The organism is Serinibacter salmoneus, assembly GCF_002563925.1.
Classification (GTDB): domain Bacteria; phylum Actinomycetota; class Actinomycetes; order Actinomycetales; family Beutenbergiaceae; genus Serinibacter; species Serinibacter salmoneus.
The window spans coordinates 911,131-933,920 of sequence record NZ_PDJD01000001.1; the positions used below are offsets into that span (position 1 = coordinate 911,131).

General features: G+C 71.3%; 20 protein-coding genes. 6 read left to right on the plus strand and 14 right to left on the minus strand.

Features of this window, described 5'->3' with window-relative positions; translation table 11 throughout:
• Positions 1-67 precede the first annotated feature (67 nt).
• Positions 68-2,083, minus strand: a complete 2,016-nt coding sequence (locus ATL40_RS03920) for a PTS mannitol transporter subunit IICBA (protein WP_098468394.1) — start codon at positions 2,081-2,083, stop codon at positions 68-70.
• A 198-nt stretch (positions 2,084-2,281) separates the two neighbouring features.
• Here ATL40_RS03920 and ATL40_RS03925 point away from each other — a divergent pair, with 198 nt between their 5' ends.
• Both ATL40_RS03925 and ATL40_RS03930 read left to right on the plus strand, forming a co-directional pair.
• The gene (locus ATL40_RS03925) at positions 2,282-3,328 is read left to right on the plus strand and encodes a zinc-dependent dehydrogenase (protein ID WP_098468395.1); all 1,047 of its coding nucleotides are present in this window, start codon (positions 2,282-2,284) and stop codon (positions 3,326-3,328) included.
• A complete protein-coding gene (locus ATL40_RS03930) occupies positions 3,325-4,107 on the plus strand; it encodes a DeoR/GlpR family DNA-binding transcription regulator (protein ID WP_245866694.1) in 783 nt (260 codons plus the stop codon). Before ATL40_RS03925 ends, ATL40_RS03930 begins: the two co-directional genes overlap by 4 nt.
• Before the next feature lie 77 nt (positions 4,108-4,184).
• Here the strand turns inward: ATL40_RS03930 and ATL40_RS03935 are convergent, their stop codons facing one another.
• Positions 4,185-4,739 (minus strand): hypothetical protein, encoded by a 555-nt coding sequence (locus ATL40_RS03935; RefSeq protein ID WP_098468396.1) that lies wholly within the window; start codon positions 4,737-4,739, stop codon positions 4,185-4,187.
• Positions 4,740-4,862: 123 nt separating this feature from the next.
• The gene (locus ATL40_RS03940) at positions 4,863-5,309 is read right to left on the minus strand and encodes an SRPBCC family protein (protein WP_098468397.1); all 447 of its coding nucleotides are present in this window, start codon (positions 5,307-5,309) and stop codon (positions 4,863-4,865) included.
• A gap of 171 nt (positions 5,310-5,480) precedes the next feature.
• Between ATL40_RS03940 and ATL40_RS15555 the strand changes: the two genes are divergently transcribed.
• Entirely contained in the window at positions 5,481-7,262 is a 1,782-nt protein-coding gene (locus ATL40_RS15555) for an HNH endonuclease signature motif containing protein (protein WP_169925871.1), read from the plus strand.
• 102 nt (positions 7,263-7,364) lie between these two features.
• Here the strand turns inward: ATL40_RS15555 and ATL40_RS03950 are convergent, their stop codons facing one another.
• From ATL40_RS03950 to ATL40_RS03965, 4 genes are all read right to left on the minus strand, one after another.
• On the minus strand, positions 7,365-9,017 hold the full coding sequence (locus ATL40_RS03950; protein WP_098468399.1) for an ABC transporter ATP-binding protein: 1,653 nt from the start codon (positions 9,015-9,017) through the stop codon (positions 7,365-7,367).
• Positions 9,014-9,865: an ABC transporter permease gene (locus tag ATL40_RS03955; protein WP_098468400.1), complete on the minus strand. Its 852-nt coding sequence runs from the start codon at positions 9,863-9,865 to the stop codon at positions 9,014-9,016. Before ATL40_RS03955 ends, ATL40_RS03950 begins: the two co-directional genes overlap by 4 nt.
• A gap of 79 nt (positions 9,866-9,944) precedes the next feature.
• On the minus strand, positions 9,945-10,913 hold the full coding sequence (locus tag ATL40_RS03960; RefSeq protein WP_098468401.1) for an ABC transporter permease: 969 nt from the start codon (positions 10,911-10,913) through the stop codon (positions 9,945-9,947).
• Between the two features lie 76 nt (positions 10,914-10,989).
• Positions 10,990-12,549 carry an ABC transporter substrate-binding protein gene (locus ATL40_RS03965; RefSeq protein WP_098468402.1) on the minus strand — a complete coding sequence of 520 codons (1,560 nt, stop codon included), beginning with the start codon at positions 12,547-12,549 and terminating at the stop codon, positions 10,990-10,992.
• 130 nt (positions 12,550-12,679) lie between these two features.
• Between ATL40_RS03965 and ATL40_RS03970 the strand changes: the two genes are divergently transcribed.
• Complete coding sequence (locus ATL40_RS03970; RefSeq protein WP_098468403.1) at positions 12,680-13,441, plus strand: DUF1028 domain-containing protein; 762 nt, start codon at positions 12,680-12,682, stop codon at positions 13,439-13,441.
• On the opposite strand, the gene ATL40_RS03975 is transcribed toward ATL40_RS03970, so the two are convergent.
• From ATL40_RS03975 to ATL40_RS04005, 7 genes are all read right to left on the minus strand, one after another.
• A complete protein-coding gene (locus ATL40_RS03975; RefSeq protein ID WP_245866697.1) occupies positions 13,354-13,977 on the minus strand; it encodes a helix-turn-helix domain-containing protein in 624 nt (207 codons plus the stop codon). The two genes, ATL40_RS03970 and ATL40_RS03975, sit on opposite strands and share 88 nt — an antisense overlap.
• Before the next feature lie 9 nt (positions 13,978-13,986).
• Positions 13,987-14,712 carry a 2-phospho-L-lactate guanylyltransferase gene (cofC, locus tag ATL40_RS03980; protein WP_098468404.1) on the minus strand — a complete coding sequence of 242 codons (726 nt, stop codon included), beginning with the start codon at positions 14,710-14,712 and terminating at the stop codon, positions 13,987-13,989.
• Complete coding sequence (gene cofD / locus ATL40_RS03985) at positions 14,709-15,701, minus strand: 2-phospho-L-lactate transferase (RefSeq protein ID WP_098468405.1); 993 nt, start codon at positions 15,699-15,701, stop codon at positions 14,709-14,711. Before cofD ends, cofC begins: the two co-directional genes overlap by 4 nt.
• Positions 15,698-16,483, minus strand: coding sequence for an ABC transporter ATP-binding protein (locus ATL40_RS03990; RefSeq protein WP_098468406.1), 786 nt, complete (start codon positions 16,481-16,483; stop codon positions 15,698-15,700). The genes cofD and ATL40_RS03990 overlap by 4 nt, the downstream gene beginning before the upstream one ends.
• 4 nt (positions 16,484-16,487) lie before the next feature.
• Positions 16,488-17,588 carry a putative F420-0 ABC transporter permease subunit gene (locus ATL40_RS03995; RefSeq protein WP_098468407.1) on the minus strand — a complete coding sequence of 367 codons (1,101 nt, stop codon included), beginning with the start codon at positions 17,586-17,588 and terminating at the stop codon, positions 16,488-16,490.
• A 9-nt stretch (positions 17,589-17,597) separates the two neighbouring features.
• Positions 17,598-18,689: a putative F420-0 ABC transporter substrate-binding protein gene (locus ATL40_RS04000; protein WP_245866699.1), complete on the minus strand. Its 1,092-nt coding sequence runs from the start codon at positions 18,687-18,689 to the stop codon at positions 17,598-17,600.
• Between the two features lie 152 nt (positions 18,690-18,841).
• Entirely contained in the window at positions 18,842-20,269 is a 1,428-nt protein-coding gene (locus ATL40_RS04005) for an aminotransferase class I/II-fold pyridoxal phosphate-dependent enzyme (protein WP_098468408.1), read from the minus strand.
• Between the two features lie 164 nt (positions 20,270-20,433).
• Between ATL40_RS04005 and ATL40_RS04010 the strand changes: the two genes are divergently transcribed.
• Positions 20,434-21,282, plus strand: a complete 849-nt coding sequence (locus ATL40_RS04010) for a nitrilase-related carbon-nitrogen hydrolase (RefSeq protein ID WP_098468409.1) — start codon at positions 20,434-20,436, stop codon at positions 21,280-21,282.
• A 52-nt stretch (positions 21,283-21,334) separates the two neighbouring features.
• Positions 21,335-22,771, plus strand: a complete 1,437-nt coding sequence (gene hydA, locus ATL40_RS04015) for a dihydropyrimidinase (RefSeq protein WP_098468410.1) — start codon at positions 21,335-21,337, stop codon at positions 22,769-22,771.
• The last annotated feature ends 19 nt before the right edge of the window (positions 22,772-22,790 follow it).

Consider the following 22,790-nt stretch of genomic DNA (forward strand, 5'->3'; position numbering starts at 1 on the left):
GCGGCGGGAGCCGAGACTCCCGCCGCCGCTTGGGTGTCGGCGACCACCCCCGGGCCGCCGCGTCGGATCAGCCCTCGGCGCTCTCCAGCACCGCGCGCACCTCGGCCGCGCTGGTGGCACGCTCCAGGCGGGCCACGGCCTCGCTGTCGGCGAAGACCACGGCCACCTTCTGCAGCAGGCTCAGGTGCTCATCGCCCACGGCCGCGATCCCGATCACGAACGTGGCGCGTTCGGCGCCCCACTCCACACCGCCGGGGTAGCGGACGAAGGAGAGCCCGGTGGACCGCACCTCGCCCTTGGCCTCATTGGTGCCGTGCGGGATGGCCAGGCCCTCGCCCATGTAGGTCGAGACCGACTTCTCGCGCTCGTGCATCGAGGTGACGTAGTCCTGCGTCACGTACCCCTGCGCCACCAGGAGGTTGCCCGCCTCGTTGATGGCGTCGGCCTGGGTGGTGGCGGTGCCGGTGAGGACCACCGCGCCGTCCACCAGCAGCTCCGGGCGGGTGGCCGTGGCCGCGCCGCCGGCGACCGGAGCCTCGCTCGGGGCGGGCGCCGACGTCCGCGGGTGGGCGCCGCCGCCGTCTCCCATCGAGTCGATGAGGTCCACGATGTCGTCGTAGCTCGGGGAGTCCATGAAGTTCTCCACCGAGACATGGATCGCGGAGCCGCTCTTCTGCCGCGCGCGGTCGGTGAGGTCCTGGTGGGTGACCACGAGGTCCCACTCGTCCTCGAGGTTGGAGATGGCCTTGTTCACCACGGTCACGTGGCCGTGCCCGGCCTTCTGGATCTTGCGGCGCAGCACCGAGGCGCCCATCGCCGAGGAGCCCATGCCCGCATCGCAGGCGAACACGATCTTGCGGATCGGGCCGGACTCGGCGGACTGGGCGGTCAGCGTCGAGGCCACCGAGGACTTCTTGCCCTTCATCGACTCCATCTCGGCGGCGGCTGCGGCCAGGTCCACCTCGCCCCGGTTGCGCTCCAGGCGGAGCATGAACGCGGCGACCAGGAAGGTGACGGTCGCCGAGGCGACCACCGACAGGGTGACGCCGACATAGCTGTCGCTGGCGGTCTGCAGCATCACGGCGATGATGGACCCGGGGGCCGCTGGGGCTCGTAGCCCGGAGTCGAACAAGTCGTTGGTGAACACGCCGGTCATGCCGCCGAGGATGAGGGCGATGATGAGGCGCGGCTTGGCCAGCACGTACGGGAAGTAGATCTCGTGAATGCCGCCCACGAACTGGATCAGCATCGCGCCGGGGGCAGAGGCCCGCGCCAGGCCGGTGCCGGCGACGGCGAAGGCCAGCAGCAGCCCGAAGCCGGGACCAGGGTTCGCCTCGAGCAGGAACAGGATGGACTTGCCGGCCTCGACCGATTCGGCGGTGCCCAGCGGCGTGAGCACGCCGTGGTTGATGGCGTTGTTGAGGAAGAGGACCTTCGCCGGCTCGATGATGATCGAGGTCAGCGGGAGGAGGCTGTTGTCCACCAGCCACTGCACCCCGGCGCCGAGGGTGTCGGAGATCCAGGTGACGATCGGGCTCATCACGAAGAACCCGACGAACGCCAGGATCCCGCCCCATATGCCGGCGGAGAAGTTGTTGACGAGCATCTCGAAGCCGGGGCGGATCTTGCCGTCCCAGATCGCGTCGATCTTCTTCATCGACCAGCCGCCGAGCGGACCCATGATCATGGCGCCCATGAACATCGGGATGCTGGTACCGGTGATGACACCCACGGCAGCGATGGCGCCGACCACGCCGCCGCGCACCTGGTACATCATGTGGCCGCCGGTGTAGGCGATGAGGATCGGCAGCAGGTAGGTGATCATCGGGCCGACGATGCCGCCGCCGTCGAAGTCACCCCATCCACCGATCTGCGCGACCCAGCTGTCGGCGGCGAAGTTCTTCTCCGCGCCCACGCCGTTGAGCCAGCCGTCGCTGATGAACAGGGCGGTGATGAGGCCCCAGGCGATGAACGCCGCGATGTTGGGCATCACCATGTTGGACAGGAACGTCCCGAACTTCTGCACCGCGACTCTGGCGGAGCCGCGCTCCTTCGCCGGTGCGGCGTCGGTGGTGGTGGTCATGCGCTTTCCCTCTCAGCCGTGTCTGGGCAACCCTGCCCGGATCCCCGTTGATCTGTGTTGATGTTTATATCGGTTTGGATCGCGCCGTGTCAAGGAGGATTGACGACACGATCCAACTCAGGCAGACTGAACCCACACAAACACAGGCCCACGCGTCGACGTCGACGTCGACGGTGCGCCGCGCTGATGGGAGCATCGATGAAGGCACTGCGATTCCACGCCCCGGGTGACGTCCGCATCGAGGAGGTGGCAGAGCCGACCTGCGGTGAGCGTGAGGTCAAGATCCGCGTGCGCAACTGTTCCACCTGCGGTACGGACGTGAAGATCCGCAACAACGGGCACGTCAACATCACGCGCGAGACCACGATGGGCCACGAGATCGCCGGGGAGGTCGTGGAGGTGGGCGCCGAGGCCAAGGGTGGCTTCGCCGTCGGGGACCGGGTCCAGGTCATCGCCGCCGTGCCGTGCGGGGAGTGCCACGAGTGCTCCAAGGGATGGATGGAGGTCTGCCAGAACCAGACCTCGGTCGGATACCAGTACGACGGCGGGTTCGCCGAGTACATGATCGTCCCGGAACAGGTCCTGAAGGTGGATGGGCTCAACCGGATCCCCGACAACGTCGGCTTCGACGAGGCCTCCGCCGCCGAGCCGTTCGCGTGTGCCATCAACGCCCAGGAGCAGATGGGCATCGAGGAGGGCGACTTCACGGTCGTCTTCGGCGCCGGCCCGATCGGGTGCATGCACATCCGGATCGCGCGCGGCGTGCACAAGGTCGGCCAGGTCTGGCTCGTGGACGTCAACGCCGAGCGCCTGGCGATGTCCGCCGAGGCCGTGCAGCCCGACGGCGTGATCGACGCCTCGAAGGAGGACGTGGTCGAGCGCGTCATGGAGCTGACCGGCGGTCGCGGCGCGGACGTCATCATCACCGCGACGCCCGCGAACATCACCCAGGAGCAGGCCATCGCGATGGCCGCGCGCAACGGCCGGATCTCCTTCTTCGGCGGGCTGCCCAAGACCGACCCGACCATCACCTGCGACTCGAACCTGGTGCACTACCGCCAGTTGCACATCCACGGAGCGAACGGTTCCGCGCCGGACCACCACAAGCGGGCCCTGGAGTACATCTCCACCGGGCAGATCCCGGTGAAGGACCTGATCACGCGGCACGTGCCGCTGGACCAGGCCCTGGAGGCACTCGACATCGTCGCTCGCGGCGAGGCCATCAAGGTTACCGTGGAGCCATGAGTCAGAACCCGCTGGCGATGTATGCCCCCGAGCGCCAGCAGATCATCATCGACCACGCGCGCGACAAGGGCCGGGTGGAGGTGGGGGCGCTCGCCGAGATGCTCCGGGTAACCCCGGAGACGGTGCGGCGGGACCTCACGGCCCTGGAGCGACGCGGCCTGCTGCGCCGGGTCCACGGGGGAGCACTCCCCGTGGACCGGCTCGGCGTGGAGCCGAGCCTGGAGCGCCGGATGACCCGGGCGCACGAGGAGAAGATGCGGATCGCCGCTCGTGCGCTGGAGGAGCTGCCCGACGGCGGGACGATCCTGCTGGACTCCGGCTCCACCACGGTGGCCCTCGCCCAGGCGCTCCCCGCGGACAGCGACCTGACGGTCGTCACCAACTCGGTGGCGATCGCATCGCTGCTGTACGAGCGGGCGGACACCTCCCTGGTGATCCTCGGCGGCCCGGTGCGCAGGCGCACCGGGGCGGCCGTGGGCTCCTGGGGGCGCGCGGCCCTGGAGGACATCTACGTGGACGTCGCGTTCCTCGGTGCCAACGGGCTGGATGTGGAGCGCGGCTTCACCACCCCGCACGGGATCGAGGCCGACACCAAGCGCTCCTTCATCCGTGCGGCGCGCCGCGCCGTGGTGGTGGCCGACTCCTCCAAGGCGGGCGTGGTGAGCTTCCACCGCTTCGCCCGCACCGACGAGGTGGACCTGCTGATCACCGATGCGCGGCTCGATGACGAGACCGCGGAGCAGTTCGACGGGGCCGGGGTGGACGTCGCCCGGGTGTGAGGCGTCGGTGACCGAATCGCCGTGGATCAGGAGGTCCGTCGGCGCGTGAGGCGCCGCCCGACACTTCTAACTGACGCTTACTCCTCCCGGCACTGGGAGCCGTCCTTGATGATCGTCGCGCTCGGAGAACTGCCCGCGCCGAAGGTAGAGCCAGCAGGGAGGGCGACCGTCAGGTGAAGCGCCCAGTTCGGCTGCGCTGCGTCCCAATCTGTGGGTAGGTCTGCCAAGAAGTGGATGCTCGCGGAGAGCCCGTAGTCACTCGTGAGAGTGAACACCTCGGTGTAGGCGTCGATCGTGGTTGAGGTCACCAATTCGGGCGAGTATCCCGCAGCCAACCCGATCTCGGGCAACACGATGCTCGAGTCCTCGCTGGTGATGCTGAAGGTGAACTGGGTTCCTTGCGGGAAGGCCGGGTTCGGCCACTCCAAGTTCGTATTCGTCGCCGTCAGTCGGTTCTGGATCTGGGAGATCAAGCACTCGGTTGAGGCGGCGATGGTGAACACCCCGCCTGTCGAGGCGAGAGCGGCCGGCGCCGCCATGGTCGTGGCGGCGACCACGGGCACGCTCCAGGCCGCGCCCTTGAGGACGGAGCGTCGGCGCAACCCTAGCTCGATGGCGTTGTCGTTTCGCATGATGGGCCCTCTCCCGTGGCGAATTGGTGTGGGACGCGATCGTTTCCACGCGGTGGCCAACTACGTCGGCCGGTCAGCGTTTGCGTCGACTCGAGGCTACCCGACGTTGCCCTGGTCTGCGCATCAAGCCAGGCCTGCTCGCCAGAGCACCATGCGCGCCATCGCGAGGCAACCGACCGTGGTGGCGCGTCTCGCGATGACGCGATGCCCGACGGCGATCCCCACCCGGTAGCCCCACGTGGCCACGCAGGTGGTCGCCTCGGGTGAGGTGGGCTGGACCCGGATCCAGGTCTCGCCGACCAGGAGCGGGCCCAGTTTCCGCAGGTGCAGAGCGAGGGGTTCGCCCGGGTGGGCTGCGCCGTCGTGCGCCCTGGTGACGACCATCCGGTCGGGGAGGATTCCGGCGGTGTCCGCCAGGAATCGGCTGCCCGGGCGCAGGGGAGTGCCGGCCTCACCCGGTGGGCGGGTGATCGTGGTCAGCGGGATCCAGCGATCGTGGCGCTCGACATCCGCGAGGAGGGCAAATGTGCGCTGGGCGCTCGCCGGGATCGTGCGGCTGACTTCGGGCATGCCTTCAGGGTAGGAGGTGGCGCCTCCCCAGCCGTGCGGGAGCGAGTCGGGTGTCGGTCGCGCTGCTCGGTGCTCGTTGTCCACAGATGAGTTCAGGCACCTCAGGATGTCAGTTGTCAGCCGTACAGTTGCCACATCAGTTCGAACGATGGGGCGGGGGTGATGATCGTGGTGGCGGAGGTCGTTGCGCAGGAGCCCGGGTCGGCCGGGGCCCGGTGGCGGGCCGGCGTCGCCGCAGGGCTCACGACTCCCGGTGCGATGGATGCGGGTGACACAGCGGAGGGCCGCACACCTGCGGGTGACACAGCAGCCGGTCGGGTGTCCGCGCTCGCGCAGCGGGTGAGGGATTCCGTCGCGCACCTCGCGGCCGAGGTGTCCCTCGCCGAGGAGGAGATCGCGCGCCTGGACGCGGACGAGTCGTCCGGGGGCCCTACCTCCCAGCGCGCCGCACTGCGGTCAGCCATTCGGGTGCTCGATACCGCCTCCTCGATCCTCGGCGTGCAGCGCACCCGGGTGGTCGCGCTAGCCAGCGGTCCGAGTCGGAGCGGGACCTCGATCGCCGACGAGCGGGAACAGCGCCAGTTCACCACCTGGCGTGCCACGTCGTCCCGGCAGGGGCTGGGCGCGGCGAAGACAGAAGCGTCCGCGGGTGCCGCGCTCGGACAACTGCCGCGGGTGTGTGAGGCGGCGAGCGACGGGACCGTGAGCGAGGGACACGTCCGCGCGATCGCCGGCGTGCTCGACGGCGTCTCCAGCCAGACCCGGAGTCGCTTGGTCGCGTGTGAGGGCGAGATCCTCGACCGCGCAAAGAAGGCGAGCGTCCCCGAACTGCGCAAGGAACTGCGGGCCCAGGCCGCCGCCATGGAGGCGGATCAGGCCGACCGTGACTACGAAGCGGCTCGGCGATCGCGCAGCCTCCGGCTGATCAACGGGCGAGGCGGGGTGACAGTGGAAGGATTCCTGGACCCGGTCGCCGGCGCCACGGTGCGCACCGCGTTGGAGTCCTTGACGGAGGCGCCCTCGGCTGACGATCCGCGCGCGCCGGAGGCTCGACGTGCGGATGCGCTGGTCCTGTTGGCCGAACGCACTCTGTCCGTCGGCGACCAGCGCAGCGGCTCGCAGATCCGGCCGCACCTGACGGTACTCATCCGTGAGGACACCTGGCTGCTCCTGATGGCGCGCCGGCGGCAGGGATGCTTGGGTGCGGGTGCGGGTGCGGGTGCGGGTGCGGGTGCGGGTGCGGGTGTGGGTGTGGGTGTGGGCCAACGCCGGCGTCTGACGTCGAACGCGTTCGGGGCCTCGGGGCTCAGCGAAGAACCACCGCTGGCGCAGCTGCTGGACGGCACTCTGATCCCGTTCGCGGCGCTGGAGGTCATGGCATGCGACGCCTACCTGCAGCGCATGGTGCTCGACCCGGCCGGAGTTCCCGTGGACGTCGGTCGCACGAAGCGCACCTACGAGGGCGACCTGCGGCGGGCGGTTCTCGTGCGGGACCGGCACTGCCAGTTCCCCGGGTGTCACATGCGAGCGACCTGGTGCGAGGTGCACCACCTGATCCACTGGTGCCGGGACGGCGAGACCACCTTGGAGAACGCGATCACGCTCTGCTCCCGGCACCACCACCAGGTCCACGATGAGCGGATCACCATCTCGCGGACGGCCACCGGGTTCCGCTTCGCGCGGCAGGACGGCCGCCACATCGGTGAGTCGAGCAGGGTCGAGGATGACCTGCTGATCCCGCGGCGACGGGAGGCTTCGAGAGGCATGCGAGTCGCGCCGCAGGACCCCAGCGTGGCCCCAACTCGAGCAGGGAGTACAGCCTTGGCCCGCAGTGAGGCGATTGCAGGGGAGTCGCCGCCCGGGGCTGGGGAGTCGCCGCCCGGGGCTGGGGAGTCGCCGCCCGGGGCTGGGGAGTCGCCGCCCGGGGCTGGGGAGTCGCCACCTCTCTGGTAGGCGGAGGCCGGTGGCCCCGGCGGACGGGTCGTCCGCGTTTCGCCGGGGCGTCAGCGGCTCACGCGGCGAGTGCCGCCCTCTTACGCCCCGGGTGCCACCTGCTCAGGCAGCGGCCCGCGGGCGCTCCGGGGGAATGGCCGCGAGCAGCGTGCGCGTGTACTCCTGCTGCGGCTCGGCGAAGATCGCCGCCGCCTCACCCTGTTCCACGGCCTTCCCCGACTGCATCACCAGCACCTCGTGGCTCATCTGCTGCACGATCGCCAGGTCGTGGGCGATGAACAGGTACGTCAGCGCGAGCCGCTCCTGCAGGTCGCGCAGCAGGTCCAGGACCTTGGCCTGGATCGACACGTCCAGCGACGCGGTCGACTCGTCCAGGATCACCACCTCCGGCTCCAGCGCGAGTGCACGGGCGATCGAGACCCGCTGCCGTTGCCCGCCGGAGAGCTCGTGCGGGTACCGGTCGATGAACTCCTCCGGCAGGCCGACCAGGTCGAACAGTTCCGCGATCCGCGCCCGCCTCGCCGGCCCCGTCGCGATGCGGTGGACCCGCAACGGTTCCGCGACCGCAGCCCCCACGCTGCGCCGCGGGTCCAGCGAGGCGAACGGGTCCTGGAAGACCATCGCGAGGCTGCGCCGCAGTGCCCGGCGACCCGCGCCGCGGGCCCCGAGTACGTCCCGCCCCGCCAGGGTCGCCGCACCGGAATCGGCATCCACCAGCCCGGTGAGGACATTCGCGATCGTGGACTTGCCCGACCCCGACTCCCCGACGATCCCGAGCGTGCGCCCGCGCGGCAACTGGAAGCTCACCCCCTGCACGGCGTGGATCCGCTGCTTCCCGGTGGGCGTGGACACCGGGAAGGTCACGTGGAGGTCGTTGACCTCCAGCAGCGGCCCCGGCCCGTCCGGGCCGGCCCCGCGATCTCGGCTTTCGTCGTCCGCGGGTCGGGCCGGCCCGGCGTGCCCCAGCACGGGCCGGGCCGCCAACAACTCCCGGGTGTAGGGGTGCTGGGGTCGGTCGAAGACGTCCAGCACCGGAGCCTCCTCCACCGCGCTGCCGTGGCGCAGCACCACCACGTCGTCGGCCACCTGCCCGATCACCCCGAGATCGTGGCTGATCCAGATCACCGCGGTGCCGGTCCGCTCCTGCAGATCCCGCACCAGCTGCAGGATCTGCGCCTGGGTGGTGACATCCAGCGCGGTGGTCGGCTCGTCCGCCACCAGCAGCGCCGGGTCGCACGCCAACGCCACCGCGATCATCACGCGCTGGCGCTGGCCGCCGGACATCTGGTGCGGATAGGAGTCGATCCGCGCCTCCGGGTGAGGGATCCCCACCGCCTCCAGCAACTCCAGGGCACGGGCGCGGGCGCCGCGTCGCGTCATCCCGCGGTGCACCTCCAGCGGCTCGGTGATCTGCCGTCCCACCGTCAGCAGGGGGTTCAGCGAGGTGGACGGGTCCTGGAACACGAACCCGACCGCGTCCCCGTGCACGCGCCGCAGCGTCCGCTCGCGCGCCCCGACCAGCTGGGTCTCGGCCTCGCCCCGGCGCAACACCGAGGAGCCGCTCACGTGGGAGGCGGGCGCGTCCAGGAGTCCGGTCGCGGCCAGCACCGTCATCGACTTCCCGGAGCCCGACTCGCCGACCAACCCGAGCGTCCCGCCCTGGGCCAGATCGAACGTCAGGCCCGAGACGATCTCGCGTCGTCCGATCGTGACCCGCAGGTCCTGCACGCTGAGCACGCTCTGCGGGCTGCTCATCGGTTCCTCCTTGCCTCGATGCGGGTGCGTTGGCGCGGGTCGAGCACATCGCGCAGGCCGTCGCCCACGAGGTTGAAGGCCAGCGCGGTCAGGAAGATCGCCAGGCCGGGGAACACGCTCATCCACCACGCCTGGCCGAGGAACGCCTGGGCCTCGGAGAGCATCCGACCCCAGGAGGGCTCCGGCGGCTGGATGCCGAGACCGAGGAAGGACAGCGCCGCCTCGGACAGGATCGCGAAGGCCAACGAGAGCGAGGTCTGCACGATGATCGGTCCGGAGATGTTCGGCAGCACGTGTCGCACCAGGATGTCCGGGCTCGGCGTGCCCATGGTGCGCGAGACCTGCACGTACGGCTCGGTGGAGATCGACAGGGCGCTGGCGCGGGCGACCCGCGCGAAGATCGGGGTGTAGACGATGCCGATGGCCAGCATCGTCGTCGCCAGTCCCGGTCCCAGCAGGGCCACGATGGCCAGCGCGAGCAGCAGCACGGGGAAGGCGAACATGACGTCGACCACCCGCATGATGACGGTGTCGAACCAGCCCCGCGCGTACCCGGCCACGACCCCGAGGGTGACCCCGACGACGAACGCGAACGCCACTGAGGCCACCGCGACGATCAGGGAGACCCTGGTCGCCAGCACCACGCGGGAGAACACGTCCCGCCCGAGGTCGTCCGTGCCGAACCAGTGCGCACCCGAGGGCGGCTGCAGCGCCTGGCTGACGTCGACGTCGTTCTCGCCGTACGGCGCGATCACCGTCCCGAACAGCGCCATCACGAGGATCAGCAACAGGACCACCGCGGCGGCGACCGTCAGTCCGTTCGAGGCCAGCAGCTGCAGGTTCGTCATCCGCCCCGACGGCGCGGCCTCCCGGGCTGGCGCGCCGCCAGGATCCGGCTCACCGGGGAGTGGGAGGTGGTCTCGATGGTCATGACAATCGGATCCTCGGGTCGATGATCGCGTAGAGCACGTCCACGATCAGATTCACCAGCAGGAACAGGGCGGCGATGAGCAGGACCGCGCCCTGGATGAGGCTGTAGTCGCGCATGAGCACGGCGTCGTAGACCAGGCGGCCCAGGCCGGGCCAGGCGAAGACGACCTCGACCACGATCACCCCGCCGAGGATGGTGGCGAGCTGGATCCCGGCGATGGTCAGCACCGGCACGAGCGCGTTGCGCACGATGTGCCGGAAGGTCACCGTGTGCCGCGGCAGGCCCTTGGAGCGGGCGGTGCGCACGTAGGACATGTCCACCACCTCCAGCACCGCCGCGCGGATGTAGCGGGTCATGATCGCCCCGGCCACCAGACCCACGGTCAGCCCCGGAAGGGCGACCTGGTGGGCCCAGCCCCCGACGCTCTGCGAGATCGGGATGTACCCGGAGGAGGGGAACCACCCCAGGGTGACGGAGAACAGGGTGATCAGCAGCATCCCGAGCCAGAAGTCGGGGATGGAGACGCCGAACTGGCTGCCGATGCGGATGGCGGCGTCGGAGATCCGGCCCTCGTGCAGCGCGGCCCAGATGCCGAGCGGAACCGAGATCAGCATCGCGATGAGCAGCCCGACGGCGGCGAGCGAGACGGTGGCCGGGAGCCGGTCCATCAAGGTGACCGCAACGGCCTGGCCGTCGCGGAAGCTCACCCCGAGGTCCCCGGTCAGGACGCCCCCGAGATAGGAGAGGAACTGCTGGGGCAAGGGGCGGTCCAGGCCGGACGCGGCGCGCAGCGCATCGTAGGCCTCCGGGGTGTAGCGGGTGCCCAGCGCTATCCGCACGGGGTCGCCCGGAACGAGTTGCACGAGCGCGAAGGTGACGACCATGACGCCGAGCAGCACGATCGCGGAGTACACGATGCGGCGGGCGAGGAACGCCACGACGGGGTGACCGAGGATGCGGGACACGCCTTCTCCAGGGTTGAGGGGCAGGTGAGCCGGTGGGGCCGGTCACAGGCGGTGCCTGTGACCGGCCCCACCGGACTCAGTCGGCGAGAGAGACGTCGTGGAACCTGATCGCGGCGTCGCTGCGCGCGACGTAGCCCTCCAGGTCCGGCGACCAGGCCTGGATGATCGCCGGGTTGTAGAGGTAGATGTAGCTGGCGTCGTCAGCGATCATCGTGGCCGCCTCGGCGTAGATCTCCGCGCGGGCGGCCTCGTCGGTCTCGACCCGGCCGGAGTCGAGGAGGGCGTCCACGTCCGGGTTGGAGTAGCCCTGGAAGTTCGATCCGCCCTCGGAGTGGTGCTGGGCGTAGTAGAAGTCATCCGGGTCGATGTTCCCGAGCCATCCGAGCATCAGGGCATCCCAGTTGCCGCTGCCCTGCTCGTCGAGCCAGGTGGCGAAGTCCGGGGTACGGATGGTGACGGTGATCCCCAGGTCCTCCAGCGAGGAGGCGAGCACCTGGGCCGCGGTGGAGGACTCCGGGTAGTCCGAGGTGGCCATGAAGTCGATCTCCAGATCGCTCACGCCCGCCTCGTCCAGGAGCTCCTGGGCGCGCTCGAGATCGTAGTTGTACTCGTCGTAGGCGGTGTACCACGCCGAGGTCTGCGGGATGGCGAGTTGGTTCTCCTTGGCCGTGCCGTAGCTGACCGCCTGCACGATCGCCTCGCGGTCCACGGCGTAGGCGATGGCCTGGCGCACGCGCACGTCGTCGAACGGCTCGACGTCCTGGTTGAGGGCGAAGTACCAGTAGTCGTTGGAGGGTTCCACGCCGAGGACGAGGGCGTCGTCGCCTTCCAGGTCGGCGACCTGCTGCGGCGGGATGTTGTCGGTCCAGTCGATCTCGCCGTTCTGCAGGGCGGCGAGCGCGGTGGAGGGCTCGGAGATGAACCGGAACTCCACACCGGCCACCTCCGGTTCTCCGCCCCAGTAGTCCTCGTTCGCCGCGAGGGAGATGTGGTCACCGCTGACGTACTCCGTGACCGAGAACGGGCCGGTGCCGATCGGGGCGGTCTGGATCTCGCCCGAGGTCACATTGGCCTCCTGGACGATACCCAGACCCTTGAACCCGCCGATGGAGGAGAGCAGGTTCGGGCTGGGCTGCGTCACGGTGATGACGACGGTGGAGTCGTCCGGGGCCTCGACGCTCTCGACAGCGGAGAACCGCCAGGCGTTGGCGAGTTCCTCGTCCATGATGCGGTTGTAGGTGTAGGCCACGTCGCCGGCGGTGAAGTCGGTGCCGTCGTGCCAGGTGACGCCCTCACGCAGGTGGAAAGTCCAGGTCAGCTGGTCGTCGGAGAGCTCCCACGACTCGGCGAGTGCAGGCTGCATCTCGAGGTTCTCGTCCGGTTCGACGAGGTTGTCGAAGACGTTCTCCAGCACCTGGAAGCTGAAGTACGCACTGGTGTTGTTGGGGTCGAGCTGGTCCGGTTCGCCCGCGATCGCCGCGATCACGGTGGCGCCGGATGCGCCCTCGGAACTGGACTCGCTCGAACTGTCGGTGGTGCCGTCCAGGTCCACGCTCTCGCCGCCGCCCGAGCAGGCGGTGAGAGCAAGGATGCTGGCGACGGCGACTCCGGTGAGGGCTGCGGAGTGGGTGCGCATGGTCTCTCCCGTCGGTTTCCATCAAGATGATGATTGAACCATCAGAATGTGTCACCATGGTCAAGCGCTTGGCAAGCCTATGGCGCAACCTGAAACAGACTTGTTACGCAGCTGGCCCGTTGGAGGTGCCGTGACGTTCACGATCCTCGCCCGCGACCCCCGTGGGGAGTACCTCGCCGCAGCGACGGCCTCGAGATCGCTCGGCGTCGGTGCCAACGTGTTGGCGCTGGATCCCGCCGTCGGTGCCGTGGCCTCCCAGGCCTGGACCAATCCGCTGCTGCGCCATCGTGCGCTCGCGGCGATGAGAGCGGGGCAGGTGCCCGGCGAGGTGATCGACCGGCTGCCGGAGTGGGACGAGGGTGTGGCCCGTCGCCAGGTCGCCCTGCTCGGACTGCGGGGGCGCGGGAGCGCGTGGACCGGGCCAGAGTGCACGCCCCACACCGCGCAGCGGGTCGGTGACGGCTATGTGGTGCTGGGCAACGTGCTCAGCGCGCGGGCCGTGGTCGACGACATCGTCACCGCCCTGGAGCTTCCCACGCAGGGCCGCGCATCGCCGGACCGCAGTCGCGGGGAACGTGAGGCCCTGCACGCCTGCGACGTCGGCCGGCACGTGCTGCGGGCGATGCACGCGGGCGAGGCCGCAGGTGGGGACAGCCGCGGTCGACAGAGTGCGGCCATCCAGGTGGCTCGGGTGCAACAGGTCAGCCTGTGGCCGCCCCAGCTCGCGCTGGACCTCCGGGTGGACGACCACGACGAGCCGCTGGCGGAGCTCGAGCGTCTCCTGGGCCTGCGGGACGCGGCCCTTCAGGCCTCGAACGGGGTCACGGCGCCGAGCACCACGGTCTCCTCGGAGGCGTCGTTGGCCCACCAGTGCGGGGTCGAGCAGGTGTAGGTGGCGCTGTCGCCCGGCAGGAGTCGGGTGCGTCGCTCCCCGTGCACCACCAGCAGGGCGCCGTGCTCCACGGTGACCACCTCGGTGCCGAGGTGCCGGAAGGGCTGCGCCTCGTTGCTGAATCCCACGGGGAGGGTCGAGCGGATCAGTTGCAGCGTGCTGGTCAACCGCGGTGTGAGGAGTTCGCGCACCACGCGCTGCTCGGCTGGCGCCGTCGGGTCCGTCGGGAGCAGTTCCCGCTCGTCGGCGCGCACCACCATGCGGTCTCCCTCACCGCCCGCGAGGAGCGTGGCGAGGGGGATCTCCAGGGCGCGCGCGATGCGCTGCACCGCCTTGAAGGACGGGTTGCCCTGGCCTCGTTCGAGGTGGGAGACCAGGCCGAAACTCACGCCGGCGCGCTCGGCGAGGGCCGCGACCGAGAGTCCGCGCCGGCCGCGTTCCACCCGCACCGTGGCGCCGAGCGCCGCGACGTGCAGGGCGTCCGTATCGGCGGCGGGGTCATCGGCAGGGCCAGCGGCGGGGTCGGGTGAGATCACCCGATCACCTTAGGCGCGCTGCGCGAGCAGGGCACCGGTGAGCCCGCCGGGGTGCCCGGCCAGGGCGGTGAGGTCCTGCGCGAGGTCGACGTCGTGACGCAGGGTCGAGGAGTCCGGGAGATCGAGGCGCACGTGCCCGGCGGACTCGTGCCGCTCGGCCGATCCGCTGCCGTACGCCGGGCGGGGCAGGTGCGGCGCCCGGCAGGTCAGCAGCGTGGTGCCGGTGCCTGCGGCGTCCGGCACGAATGCGCGCTCGTGTGCGCCGGCGCGGCGCAGCGCGAGCTCCAGGTCGAGACAGCGCAGCCCCGGGAGGTCCGCCATCAACACCGCCACACCGCACCCCGGGTCGCGCTCCCGCGCGGCGTGGGCCCCGGCGAGGGCGGCCGCGTCGAGGCCGTGCTCGGTGGTGCTGCCGTGTTCGGCCGCGTCGGCCGCGTCGGCCGCGTCGGGCGCGTCGGCCGCGTCGCCGCTGCCGTCGGTGGCCCGCCGGGGTTCGGCGATCGTCACCAGTTCGGCGCTGCGCCCCGCCAGCGCGGGCGCCAGCATCGCGGGGAGCACTGCGTCGTCGGTCACCACCAGCAGCCCGGCCACCGTCGCGGCCTGGGCGGCCGCGTGGGCGGTGTCGCGCGCCATCGCCCGCGCGAGGTCCGCGCGCAGCGGCTGCGGCACGGCGTCGCCGAACCGGCTCTTGGCGCGGCCGCCCTCCTTCACGGGCAGTACCAGCCACCACCTCACGCCGACTCCTTCGCCAACGTGAGCGTGCGCTGCGCGATCCGGGCCGTGGCGCTCACATCCACCATCATGGTGTCAAACGACGCCACGTGGTGGGATGGGCCGCGCAGCCCCCGCGCCTGGGAGGCGTCCACGGCATCCAGTGCCCAGGCGTCCAAGATGCCGCCCTCGTCCCGCCAGCCGTAGTGCCGGGCCACGGCGCTCGCGGTCGCCTCCACGCCGATGGCCCGCAGGCAGGCGTCGGCCATCCCGCGCACCGGCGCGCCCCCCACGATCGGGGAGATCCCCACCACCCGCGCCGACGTGGCGCGCACTGCGTCCCGGATCCCGGGAATCCCCAGGATCGTGCCGATCGAGACCACGGGGTTGGAGGGCGGCAGCATCACCACGCCGCATCCGCCGAGGGCCTCGAGCACCCCGGGCGCGGGCCGGGCCTGCGCGACCCCGACCTGCTCGAAGCCCAGCGCCGGCAGCGCGGCCCGGTGCCGCACCCACCACTCCTCGAAGTGGATCGTTCCCTCCTCGGTCACCACGTGCGTCTCGACCTCGGACTCCGTGGCCGGCAGCAGCCGGACGGAGCCCTGGGGCAGCCCGGCATGACGGTCGAGGTCCCAACGCGCAGCGAGGCGGCGGGTGACCTCCGCGAGCCCCAGCCCACGCCGGAGCAGTTCGGTGCGCGCGAGGTGCGTGGCGAGGTCCAGGTCGCCGAGGGTGAAGAAGTCCCAACCCAGCCCGTACCCGGCGAGATCCTGCGCCACCCGGGTCGATTCGCCGTCGCGCCCCCAGCCCTGCCCCTCGTGCACCGCACCGCCCAGGGTGTACATGAGGGTGTCCAGGTCGGGGCAGATCCGCACACCGTGCAACCACATGTCGTCGCCGGTGTTCGCCACGACCGTGACCTCGTGATCACCCGGAACGGTGGCGAGGTGCGCGAGCAGGCCGCGCGTGAACCGGGCCCCGCCGACCCCACCGGAGAGCACCGTGATCCTCACGAGACCGCCTCCGGCAGGTGGGCGCCCTCGAAGGCGATGTGGATCCGGCCCCGGTGCGTCAGCACCTCCGCCTCCACGCCGTACACCCGGCGCAGCAGCCCCGGGGTCAGGACCTCGGCGGGCGTGCCGGCCGCGGCCAGCCGCCCCTGGTGCAGCACCAGCACGTGGTCGCAGTAGGTGGCGGCGAGGTTGAGGTCGTGCAGCGCGGCCACGGCGGTGCGACCCTCCTCCTGCACGAGTCGTCGCACGAACGAGAGCAGCGTGAGCTGCGCGGAGATGTCCAGGTGGTTCGTGGGCTCATCCAGCAGCAGCAGGCGAGGCTCCTGCGCCAGCGCCCGCGCGATCGTCACGCGCTGCTTCTCACCGCCGGAGAGGGTGGACCACATCCGGTTCGCGAGCGCGCTCGCCCCGACGGCAGCCAGCGCATCACCGACCGGGTCGGCGCCCGCTGGTGAGCCGCCCCAGCGGCGGTGGGGGATGCGGCCCAGGGCCACCACCTCCGCTGCCGTGAGGTCGGTGACGGTGGCGTTCTCCTGCTCCAGCAGCGCGATGTGGCGGGCGCGCTCCCGGCGCGGGATCTCGTGCACGGCCCGCTCGCCCACGAGTACGGCCCCCGCCTCCGGGCGCAGCAGCCCGGCGATGGTGCGCAGCAGCGTGGACTTCCCGGCCCCGTTCGGCCCCAGCAGCCCGGTCAGAGCGCCGGGCGGGGGAGTGGCGTCCACGCCGTTGAGCACCCACCGGCCGCCCAGTCGGGTGCCGACGGCGGCGATCCTCAGCTCCATGCCGTCAGCTCCATGCCGTCCTGCGGCGCAGCAGGAAGGCGAACACCGGCACCCCGATGAGGGCGGTGACGATGCCGACCGGCATCTCGCGCGGGTCGAACAGGGTGCGGGCCAAGGTGTCGGCCCAGATCAGGAAGGTGGCGCCCACCAGGGCGGCCATCGGCAGCAGCCGCCGGTGCGCGGGGCCGGTGAGTGCGGCGACCACGTGCGGCAGCACGAGGCCCACGAACCCGATCGCACCGCTGACCGCGACCATCGCGCCGGTCAGCAGGGCCACCAGGGTGAGCAGGGTCCAGCGGGTGCGGGCCACGTTGATGCCGAGCGCGGCGGCGGCGGTGTCCCCGAAGGTGAAGGCGTCCAGTCGGGTGCCGCTGGCGATCAGCACGGTGCCGACCACCACGAGGGCCACGACGGCGATGCTCACGTCCGGCCAGGTGGTGCCGGCCAGCGATCCCATCAGCCAGGCGAGGATCTCCTGGTAGGAATCGCCGCTGGCCGTCCAGAAGATGACGAAGCTGGTGCCGGCGGCCGCCAACTGGGAGACCGCGAGACCCGCGAGCACGGCCCGGGTGGGGGTGAGGGCCCCGGCGGTGCGCGCGAGGGCCAGGGTGAGGGCCAGGGCCGCCAGTGCCCCGGCGAAGGCCGCGACCGGCAGCAGGATCGCCACGCCGAGCACCAGCACCGCCACCGCGCCCAGCGACGCGCCGGAGGAGAGTCCTAGCAGGTAGGGGTCGGCCAGCGGGTTGCGGGTGAGGGACTGCATGACGGCGCCGCCGAGCGCCAGGCCGGCGCCCACGCACGCGGCGGTCAGCACCCGCGGCAGCCGCAGTTCCCACACGATGGCGTCGCTCAGCGGCTCGGTGGGCGCGGACGCGAGGCCCAGGTGGTGGCCGAGGATCGCCAGTACCTGGGCGACATCGAGGTCCGCGGGGCCGATGGTGACGGCCACGAGCACGGAGGCGATGAGCGCCACAGCGCCCAGGGTGACCAGGAGCCACAGGGGGAGCCGGCGGCGCGGGGTGGGGTGCGCCGTCGTGTCGGGGTGCACCGTCGGGGCCGGGGTGGGTGCCGCGGCCGGGATGGTGGGGCGCTGGTCGGTGGTCATGGAGGTGGCTCAGCCCAGGGCGGTGACCTGGTCGACGATGTCCGCCACCGTGTCGGCGTTGCGCACGCCACCCTCGGTCGCGGCGAAGGGGACGACGACGTAGCGCTCGTTCACCACGGCATCCAGGGAGGCGGTGGCCGGGTTGGCGGCCAGGGCCGCGATCTTGTCCTCGGCGCTGTTCCAGGTGGAGTCCACGAGCACGAACACGTCGGGATCGGCGGCCACGACCTCCTCCCACCCGATCGAGGACCAGGTCTCGGGGACGTCGCCGAAGGCATTGGTCAACCCCGCGGCCTGCAGGATCATCTGCGGCGCCCCGATGCCGGTGCCGATGTAGGGGGTGTCGGTCCCCGAGGACCACCACACCGCACTCTGCCCGTCCAGGGGGTCGACGGCGTCGAGCACCGCCTGCTGGTCGGCCACCACCTGCTCGGCGGCCTCGCTCGCGTCCAGGAGCGCGCCGGCCTCGCGGATGTCGTCGAAGATGCCCTCGAACGTGAGCGGGTTCGGTTGGTATCCCTCGCCCTGGCAGGCGGAGGGGGCCACGTAGGTAGCGATGCCGAGGCCAGCGAGGGCGTCGCGCTCACCGGCGCCGTCGGCGGAGAAGTTCGACTCCCAGCCGCCGAGGACGAGGTCGGGGGCGAGTTCCAGGAGGGCCTCCTGGCCGGGCACGGCGTCGGAGACCACCGGCACCTCGGCGAGGGAATCGGCGAGGTCGGCGGGCGGTTCCCCGTCGCTGAACGCCACCCCGATGAGGCGGTCGGAGGCGCCGAGGGCCGCCGCGAGCTCGATCATGGAGGACTTGATGGCCAGGATCCGCTCGGGGCGCTCGCTGACCTCGACGGCGAAGCCGCAGTTGTCGGCGGTGAAGGTCTGGTACGTGGAGCCGTCGGACCCCGTGGACCCAGTGGGCTCGGTGGACGCAGGGGCTTCGGTGCTGGTGGCGGACCCGCCGGCCGAGGAGTCCGGCGAGTCCACCGCCGGGTCGGACGAACCGCACGCGGCGAGCAGCGCGACGGCGGGGACGGCGGCGAGGGTGGTGAGCGCGCGGCGGCGCGCAGTGGCCGCGGGGCGAGGATTCAGGGCACGAGGGTGCGACAAGGCGGACTCCGGGACGCTGCGGGATCTGAGTCGGCAACCTCACGGACAAGGACGGTCCGCACCTGGAGGGACAAGCCAGTCCCCACGGTCGCCCCTCCAGTCTACGCCCGGCGCCGTCGCGTGGCTCGCACCGGCGGGGGTGATCGGGTGAGTTACCCGGCCGCCACCGCCAGCGCCCGCGCGAGCGCCGCGACCTCGTCCGGATCCTCCGCGATCCCCGCGATCGTCAGGCGCACGTGGTCGCTGCGACGTGGCGCGCGATGGAAGGCGGAGCCGCCGACGGCGCGGATCCCCACCGCGGCGAGCCGGTCCAGGGCGTCCTTCTCGTGGGTCACCGGGAGCCACAGGTTCAGCCCGTCGCCGGCCGCCACCTCCAGGCACTGCGCGGCGAGGGCCGCGACGAGGGCCTCCTGCCGCCGCCGGTAGGTCAGGCGGGCCCGGTCCACCTGGGCGCGTGCGTCGGGGTCGTCCAGCAGCGCCACCAGGGTGCGCTGCAGCATCCGGCTGGTCCACCCGGGGCCGAGCATCCGGCGCGAGACCAACTCGCCGATCTCGCCGGAGGGGCCGCCGACCACGGCCACCCGCAGGTCCGGCCCGTGGGACTTGGAGTAGGAGCGCACCCGCACCACGTGACCGGGCGCCCACACCCCGAGCGTGACGTCCCGGGAGGAGGCCACCGCGCCGGTGTGGTCGTCCTCGATCACCAGCACCCGGCGACGGCGCAGCACCGGGGCCGCCTCCCGCTCGCTCCCGGTGTGCTCCGTGGTGTGCCGCCGCACGAGGGAGGCGAGCTCGCGTGCGCGGGTGGCGGTCATGCTGACCCCGGTCGGGTTGTGCGCCCGCGGCTGCAGCACCACCACCCGCGCCCCCGCGGCCAGGGCCGCCCCGAGCGAGTCCGGGGTGGCCCCGTGCCGGTCGACGGTGAGCGGTACCGTCAGCGCACCGAGCCGCTCCACCACGTCGAAGAACGGGGGGAACCCCGGGTCCTCCAGCGCCACGGCGTCCCCGAAGGCCACCGACTGCTCCAGCAGGCGCACCACCGCGTCCAGGGCGCCGTCCATCACCGTCAGCGCCTCGGGGCGGTAGGGCCAGGTGGGGGCGACGGCGCGCTCGAGGTCGGCGAGCAGCGGCGGATCGGCGTAGTTCCACCCCGTGGCCCGGGCGTCGCGCACCAGGGGTGAGGGGTGCTCCCGGGCGGCGGCGTAGTCGGCCACCTCGTGCAGCGCGCGTGCGATCGAGGGCAGGAGGTGGGGATCGGGGGTGCCGCGGGCGAGATCGAGCCAGGTGGCGCGGTTCCCGCCGGCCAGGGCGCGGTAGCTGGGCGGCATCGGTGGCGCGGCGCCGGCCGCCAGGTCCACCACCTCCGTGCCGGCGCGGCCTCGGGCCCGTACCATCCCGACGGCGCCGAGGGTGCGGTAGGCACTGCCGACGGTGGCGGGGGAGACCCCGAGGGCGGGGCCGAGCTCGCGCACCGAGGGAAGCCGGTCCCCGGGCGCCAGGTCGCCCGCCCGCACCAGCGCGGCGATCGCGGCGGCGATCCCGCGCGGTGAGCGGTCGGTGATGCGCTCGGCCAGGTCCATCGGATCAGCATCGTGCGGTCACGCGTCAGCAATGTTCGCGAAAAGAAAACACCGGGTTACGCCGCAGAAATGTCCAATCCTCAGGATCACATTGTGGCGAGGGCGCCGGGGCCCACGCCCCGCGCGCACCCCTCGCCGAGACCCAGCGAGGCGAGGAGACGCGCATGACGACCGTGCAGGTAGCACTTACCCAGACCCCATGGACGGGCGATCAGGCCTCCATGCTCGATCTGCACGAGACCTACGCCCGCGAGGCCGCGGCCGCCGGGGCGGACATCGTCGGCTTCCAGGAGCTCTTCACCGGCCCCTACTTCGGGATCACGCAGGACCCGCACTACTACTCCTACGTCGAGACCATCCCCGGGCCCACGGTGAACCGGTTCGCCGACCTCGCCAAGGAACTCGGCGTCGTCATGGTGCTGCCCGTCTACGAGGAGGAGCACGCCGGGATCTACTACAACACCTCGGTGCTGGTGGACTCCGACGGCACCCTGCTCGGCAAGTACCGCAAGCACCACATCCCGCACGTGGAGAAGTTCTGGGAGAAGTTCTACTTCCGCCCGGGCAACCTCGGCTACCCCGTCTTCGAGACCGCCGTGGGTCGCATCGGGATGTACATCTGCTACGACCGGCACTTCCCCGAGGGATGGCGAGCCCTGGGACTGGCGGGAGCCGACATCGTGTTCAACCCGAACGCCACCAAGCCGGGTCTGTCCAACCGGCTGTGGGAGATCGAGCAGCCCTCCGCCGCGGCGGCGAACGGCTACTTCGTGGCCGCCGCCAACCGTGTGGGTTCGGAGGCGAACGAGTACGGCGAGGAGGCGGTGTCCTTCTACGGCTCGAGCTACCTCGTGGGTCCGGACGGGAACTTCGTGGGGGACATCGCCTCGGGCACCGAGGCTGGCTGGATCCTGCGGGAGGCGGACCTGTCCAAGGTCCGCACCCAGCGCGAGACCTGGCAGTTCTACCGGGACCGGCGCCCGGACAGCTACGGCCCGATCAGCGCCCCGTGACCCGTGCCCGCGACCAGCACCCCGTGACCTGACGTCCCCCGCAGGAGCAGCCATGACCACCACCCTCATCACCGGCGGCACCGTGGTGAACGCCACCGGCCGCAGCCGCGCCGACGTGCTGATCGACGGCGAGCAGATCGCCGCGATCCTCCCGCCCGGGTCCACGATCCTGGGCCACGACCTCGCCGGCAGCGTGGACCGCGTGATCGACGCGACCGGGAAGTACGTGATCCCCGGCGGCATCGACGCCCACACCCACATGGAGATGCCGTTCGGCGGCACCTTCGCCTCCGACACCTTCGCGAGCGGCACCACGGCGGCCGCCTGGGGCGGGACCACCACGATCATCGACTTCGTGGTCCAGTACGCCGGGGAGGACCCCCTGACCCAGTTCGCCCTGTGGCAGGAGAAGGCCGCCGGGAACTGCGCGATCGACTACGGCTTCCACCAGATCCTCTCCGACGTGCAGGACTCCTCCCTCACGGCCATGGACACCCTCATCACCGAGGGCGTCACGAGCTTCAAACTCTTCCAGGCGTACAAGGGGGTGTTCCTGTCCGACGACGGGCAGATCCTCAAGGCCATGCAGCGCGCCTCGGAGAACGGCGCGATGATCATGATGCACTCCGAGAACGGCTCGGTCATCGACGTGCTGGTGCAGCAGGCCCTGGAACGCGGCGAGACCTCCCCGGTCCATCACGGCTACACCCGCCCCTGGCAGGCCGAGGCGGAGGCCACCCACCGTGCGATCATGCTCGCCAACCTCACCGGCGCGCCGCTGTACGTGGTGCACGTCTCCGCCGATCAGGCCGTCGCCCAGATCGCCCAGGCGCGTGACGCGGGGCAGAACGTGTTCGGGGAGACCTGCCCGCAGTACCTCTACCTCAACCTCGAGGACCAGCTCGCCGCCGTCAGCGAGGAGTGGGGTGACTTCGAGGGGGCGAAGTGGGTGTGTTCCACCCCGCTGCGCTCCAAGCACGAGGGACACCAGGAGTCCCTGTGGAAGTCCCTGCGCACCAACGACCTGCAGCTGGTCTCCACCGACCACTGCCCGTTCTGCATGAAGGACCAGAAGGAGATGGGCCTGGGGAGTTTCGCGAAGATCCCCAACGGCATCGGGTCCGTGGAGCACCGCGTGGACCTGCTCTACCAGGGCGTGGTCACCGGGCAGATCACCCTGGAGCGCTGGGTGGAGCTCATCAGCGTCACCCCCGCGCGGATGTTCGGCCTGTACGGCCGCAAGGGGGTGCTCGCCCCCGGGGCGGACGCCGACGTCGTGGTCTACGACCCCCACGGCCACACCTCCATCGGGGTGGGCAAGACCCACCACATGAACATGGACTACTCCGCCTGGGAGGGCTACGAGATCGACGGGCACGTGGACGTGGTCCTCTCCCGCGGCCAGGTGATCGTGGCCGGCGGCGCCTTCCACGGCCGAGTGGGGCACGGCACCTACCAGCGGCGCGAGCTGTCGCAGTACCTGATCTGAGACCACCGGCACCCCACGA